The 4,586-nt window shown below is 61.2% G+C and carries 4 protein-coding genes and 1 pseudogene; all 5 read right to left on the bottom strand.

The features are described 5' to 3' along the window. Window positions 1–430: pseudogene (locus EJA72_RS12860) on the bottom strand (electron transfer flavoprotein subunit beta/FixA family protein); the annotation flags it as partial. A gap of 74 nt (window positions 431–504) precedes the next feature. After that, window positions 505–1,932 carry a cytosine permease gene (locus EJA72_RS12855; protein WP_157711818.1) on the bottom strand — a complete coding sequence of 476 codons (1,428 nt, stop codon included), beginning with the start codon at window positions 1,930–1,932 and terminating at the stop codon, window positions 505–507. A 96-nt stretch (window positions 1,933–2,028) separates the two neighbouring features. Then, window positions 2,029–3,171, bottom strand: coding sequence for an acyl-CoA dehydrogenase family protein (locus EJA72_RS12850; protein WP_157711817.1), 1,143 nt, complete (start codon window positions 3,169–3,171; stop codon window positions 2,029–2,031). Then, window positions 3,161–4,327 (bottom strand): CaiB/BaiF CoA-transferase family protein, encoded by a 1,167-nt coding sequence (locus tag EJA72_RS12845; RefSeq protein ID WP_157711816.1) that lies wholly within the window; start codon window positions 4,325–4,327, stop codon window positions 3,161–3,163. Before EJA72_RS12845 ends, EJA72_RS12850 begins: the two co-directional genes overlap by 11 nt. Window positions 4,328–4,455: 128 nt before the next feature. Continuing rightward, window positions 4,456–4,586 (bottom strand): hypothetical protein (locus EJA72_RS12840; RefSeq protein ID WP_157711053.1); only part of this gene is annotated, 131 nt, incomplete at its 5' end.

Raw genomic sequence — 4,586 nt, 5'->3', positions numbered from 1 at the left:
ACGCGAAGGTGCCCTGACCGTAGCCGCTCAATGCAGCAAGCATCTGGCCGGTCTGGTTGTTGTCGCTGTCGATGGCTTGTTTGCCCAGGATCACCAGCTGAGGCTGTTCCTTGTCGACAACGGCTTTCAGCAGCTTGGCAACGGCCAGGGAAGTCAGGTTTTCGGCGGATTCGACGAGGATGGCGCGGTCGGCACCCAGCGCCAGCGCGGTGCGCAGTTGCTCTTGAGCGGTGGACGGGCCGACGGAGACGACGACGATTTCAGTCGCGATACCTTGCTCTTTCAGGCGCACGGCTTCTTCCACTGCGATTTCGCAGAACGGGTTCATCGACATCTTGACGTTGGCGAGGTCGACGTCGGAGTTGTCCGCCTTGACGCGGACCTTGACGTTGTAGTCGGCGACGCGTTTAACGCTTACCAGCAACTTCATTGGACTCTCCATGGGAGGTGGATACTCAAGTGTTCAATGGCGACTCCAGGGAGTCGCCCTGTTCAAAACGTGAATCAGGCCGCGTTGGTTTCTTCCGGCAGTACCAGCCGTGCAGGCGATGGCTGCTTTGACTGGCGGGCTACCCAGTAATAAAGGATGCCGGGCAATGTCAGGCCAATCAGCCACGAGATGTCCGTTCCGCCCAGCACCTCGACCAGCGGGCCGGTGTAAAAGCTCGTGGCGATGAATGGCAACTGAATGACCACGCCGATGGCATAGATCGTTATACCTGCGATGTTCCAGCGACCGTATCGTCCGTTTGGATTGGAAAGGGCAGGAATGTCATAGCGCGATTTAGTCACAAAATAGAAATCGACCAGGTTGATCGCGCTCCAGGGCGTGAAAAACGCCAGCAGGAACAGGATGAACGCGGAAAAGTCATGCAGGAACGAATGCCGCCCCAGCAGCGCCAGCGCTGTGGCCAGCCCGACCATGACCAGTATGTAAATCAGGCGCAGGGTTTTTGATATTTCGTGGTTGCCGCGAAAGCCACTGACGATGGTTGCCAGTGACATGAAGCTGCCGTAGGCGTTCAAGGTGGTGATGGTGACTTTGCCGAACACGATGCTGAAGAACAGCAGTGAGGCAATGACGCCGCTGGCGCCCATGCCGACGATGTACGAAATCTCGTGCCCGGCAAACTGATCGCCTGCCAGGGCCGCGACAAATACCCCGAAGACCATGGAAATCTGCGTGCCGATCACCGAGCCAAGACCCACGGCGAGAAACGTTTTCAGCGCAGAAGTGCTTCGTGGCAGGTAGCGCGAATAGTCGGCGACATAGGGCCCAAACGCGATTTGCCAAGAAGCCGACAGCGAGATGGCCAGCAGAAAACTGCTCAGCGAAAAGTGGCGGTTTTCAAGCAGTTGGCCAATGTCGTTGACGGACAGCAGGCGGTAGAACAGGTAAACGAAGGCGATCACGCCAATCAGGCTCGACAGCCGCCCGATCACGTGAATTGTCCGGTAGCCGAGCACCGTCAAGGCGATGATCATCGCTGCGAATACCAGAATCCCGGTGGCATCGCTGACATTGATCAGCTGCCCGATGGCCTGGCCCGCAAGCACTGAACCACTGGCCGAAAAGCCCACGTACATCATGCAGGCCAGCACGATCGGTATCGCGGCGCCATATACCCCGAACTGCACGCGGCTGGAAATCATCTGGGGCAAGCCCAGTTGTGGGCCCTGGGCCGCATGCAGCGCCATGATCGCGCCGCCCAGGACCTGGCCGATCAGCAGGCCGATCAAGGACCAGAACACGTCGCCCCCCAGCACCACGGCCAATGCCCCGGTGACGATGGCTGTGACTTGGAGGTTGGCACCGAACCACAGCATGAACTGGCTGAGCAATCGCCCATGGCGTTCTGATTCGGGGATGTAATCGATGGATCGCCGTTCTATATACGTCTTGCGCTGCGCACTTTCTTTGGAGGCGGACATGGCGGTTCCTCTCAGGTGTCGTTTGATACGACAGCCTTCTCGTGGTTGAAAGACTCGGGAGGGGGCCCGCAGAGCGGGCCCCGGGTTTTCGCTCGATCAGTGCTGGGCGCTGAGCAGGCTTCGCGAAATGATGATTTTCTGCACTTCCGACGTGCCTTCGAAAATTCGCAGGATTCGTGCGTCGCGCACGTAGCGCTCCAGCGGAAGGTCGCGAATGTAGCCATAGCCACCATGCAACTGCAGTGCGGCATCGGTGACGAAACCGGCGCATTCGGCGGCGACCAGTTTGGCCGTGGCCGAATCGAGGCTGAAGCGCTCACCGCTGTCCCGGCGGGCAGCGGCTTTCCAGGTCAGCATCCGTGCGCCTTCGAGCTGTGCGTACATCTCCGCGAGGCGCCATTGGGTGCCTTGGTAGGCGGCCAGCGGCTTGGGGCCGATCTGCCGTTCGCGGACCCAGTTCAGGCTGGCTTGCAAGGCAGCATTGGCGATGCCCAATGACATCGCCGCCACTTCGACCCGACCCCGGTCCAGCACCGCCATGGCGGTGTTGAAGCCGGCGCCTTCGGTGCCCAGCAGTGCAGATTCCGGCAGCCAGCAGTCCAGTGCCAATTCGTAGATCGTGCTGCCGCGCAGGCCCATGGTTTTTTCCGGGCTGGAGAAGCTGATGCCTTCGGTGCCCTGGGGAATCATGAATGCGCTGATACCCTTGTGCCCGGCTTCGGCGTCGGTCTTGGCGTAGAGCACGATAAAGCCGGCTTCACGGGCGTTGGTGATGTAGTGCTTGCTGCCACGCACACGCCAGCCGCCGTTTTCACGTTGTGCAAGGCAGCGCATGTCAGCCGGGTTGGAGCCTGCCGCCGGTTCCGTCAGCGCAAATGCGCCGAGCAGTTCACCGCTGGCGGCGCGGGGCAGCCAGTGTTGTTTTTGCGCTTCGGTGCCGCCGATCAGGATCGAATCAGTCGCCAGGAAATGCGCGGTCAGGGCCGACGCTGTTGAGGCGCAGGCCCCGGCCACGGCTTCGACCACGCGGCTCATGGCCAGGCTGCCAATGCCCAGGCCTCCATATTCTTCGGGCAAGTTGATGCCCATGCCACCCAGTTCGGCCAACGCCTGCAAACTTTTCGCGCAGAAGGTTTCGCTTTCGTCGTAGTGCTGGGCAAGTGGCTGGATCACTTCGCGGGCCACTTTTTCTGCGGTTTCGATAACGGCCAGTTCGACCTGATCCAGTTCAAAGTTCATGGGATTGCTCCTGTTTGTTCAGTCCGAATGCTTCGTTGTCGGCGCCCAGGCGTGGGGCGTGCGCAACGGCGTGGGGTTTGTGGCCATTGAAGAAAACCGGTTGCGGCACCAACGGCTGGGCCGAGCCTTGGGGGCGAATCAGCAGCTGACGCACTTGCGCTTGCTCGCTGTCAGCGGCCTGGGCAAGGTTCCAGACTGGCGAGGACGGCACGCCTGCATCGAGCAGAATGTCGCAGACCTGGTCGACGCTCAGTTGCTGCGTCCAGCTTTCGATCTCAGCGCGCAGTGCCGGCTCATTGATCGTGCGTTGCGGGTCGTCGGCAAAGCGTGGATCGCTGCCCAGTCCCGGTTTGCCCAGGCATTCGCACAAGCGCTGGAACAGCTTGTTGCTCGCCACGGCGATCACCACCTGGCCGTCCGCTGCGCGATACGTATCGAAGGGCGTCGACACCGGATGGCGGTTGCCCACCAGTCCTGGCGCCACACCATTGGCGAAGAGGTTGGACAGGCCGGTCATCTGCAGGCTGAACAGCACGTCGAACATCGCGACGTCGATGTATTGCGCGCCGGGTGCATGCCGCTCCCGGGCGAACAGCGCGGAACTGATGGCCCACGCGGCGTACACCCCGGCGCACAGATCGCCAATGGCTTCACCGCTGCGGGTGGGGCCGGTTTCGGCGAAGCCGGTGACGCTCATGAGGCCCGACATGGCTTGGGCGACGATGTCATAGGCCGGGTTGCCGGACAGCGGGCCGTGCTGGCCGAACCCGGAAATGCTCGCGTAGATCAAGTTGGGGTTGTATTGCTTGAGGGTGTCGAAATCGATGCCCAGGCGTTGCGTTACTCCGGGGCGAAAGTTTTCCACGACGACGTCGGCGTCACGGACCAGTTCATAGAGCCGGGCGAGATCGGCGGTGGACTTGAAGTCCATCTCGACGCTGCGTTTGCCGCGATTGATCAGGCCGAAGTAGACGCTTTCGCCATCTTTGAAAGGCCCCAGGTGGCGGCTGTCGTCACCGTGCCCGGGCACTTCGAATTTGATCACGTCGGCGCCCAGGTCCGCGAGCATTGCGGTGCAATGGGGGCCGGCGAGTACGCGGCTGAGGTCCAGCACGCGGACGCCTTTGAGTTGTTGGGTGAACGGGCTGCTGCTCATGGCAGGCTCCTCGAATGGGGTGAGCGTGTGTAGGAGCGAGCTTGCTCGCGATGAGGCCGGCAAATTCAACATCTGCACTGGCTGATACATCGCTATCGCGAGCAGGCTCGCTCCTACAGGGGCAAGCATTACTTGCCGGTAATCATCGGCAGGTTCAGCCCTTGTTCCTTGGCGCAGTCGATCGCGATCTGGTAACCCGCATCGGCGTGGCGCATGACGCCGGTCGCCGGGTCGTTGTGCAGCACGCGAGCGATTCGCT

Origin of the sequence: Pseudomonas sp. PB120, from assembly GCF_009761815.1 — a bacterium.
Lineage (GTDB): Bacteria > Pseudomonadota > Gammaproteobacteria > Pseudomonadales > Pseudomonadaceae > Aquipseudomonas.
Note: the sequence above shows the minus strand (reverse complement) of the source record. Positions and strands in the feature narration are given on the sequence as shown.